Genomic DNA, 1,029 nt, shown 5'->3' on the forward strand with positions numbered 1-1,029 from the left:
GCTTTTTTTGTAATCGAACGTCTTGGCTTGATAAGCCACCATAAAATGATACTAGTCGTTGACGCCAATATTTGGGTAACGACAATAAAGAAAAACCACATAATAATATCTGATCAAATAAAGATGCAGCTATCTTACGCCAAGTTTCTTACGCGCTGAATACAGATATTTTATTTCATTGAGGTTTCATGATTTTTATATCTCTATAGTGTTCAAACGTCCAATTTAGTCAGTTATTTTAGTCATTTTTGACAGACATAACTCAATAACTTTTTGAATTACCTGCGTTTCACATGAAACCATACCATTTTCTATAACTTTCAAAGTTCTATTAATTCTGCTCTTCTAACGCCTGCTTGAACGTTGGCTGTTTAAACTCATAACCTGCGTCCTGCAATGCTTGTGGCAATACCTTTTGCCCATCAATGAGTAGTGTCGACATCTCACCGAACATCAGCTTTAGTAAAAACTCCGGTAACGTAAAAAATGTTGGACGATCTAACCATGATCCAAGCGCCTTAGTAAAAGTATGATTGGTTACAGGGTTAGGCGCAGTAAGGTTATACACCAGCGCTGGCGTATCATTTGTGGTTTTTAGCGAGTTATTATTTATCATTTGAGTGTTCGCAGGATCAGCAAGAGACTTTTCAATAATAAATATCGCAGCCCCCACCCAGTCTTCACGACTAACCCAGCTCATTATTTGCTTGCCATCACCTAATTGTCCACCGACGCCCATTTTAAAAGGTGTTAAAAGCTTACCCAGCATACCGCCATCAGGATGAATCACCACACCAGTGCGCACAATAGCCACCGGTACGCCATGTTCAGTCGCTTTGAGTGCTAATTGCTCCCAATCATCACACAATTTATGAGCAAAATCCGTCTCAAAACCACTGCTTTCAGTCAATGGTTTATCGCCTTGCGTGCCATACCAGCCAATCGCTGAACCACTAACTAGCAGTTTAGGTTTGGCGCTGCTACGTGCAATGAACGCAAGTAGTGACTCGGTAGGCTTCACACGGCTCG

At 41.0% G+C, this 1,029-nt stretch carries 1 protein-coding gene; it reads right to left on the bottom strand.

Features of this window, described 5'->3' with window-relative positions; genetic code table 11:
• Positions 1-331 precede the first annotated feature (331 nt).
• The coding region (locus tag ACS8FD_RS16790) for an epimerase (protein WP_439276678.1) at positions 332-1,029 on the bottom strand (698 nt) is incomplete at its 5' end.

The organism is Psychrobacter sp. 1U2, from assembly GCF_051847575.1.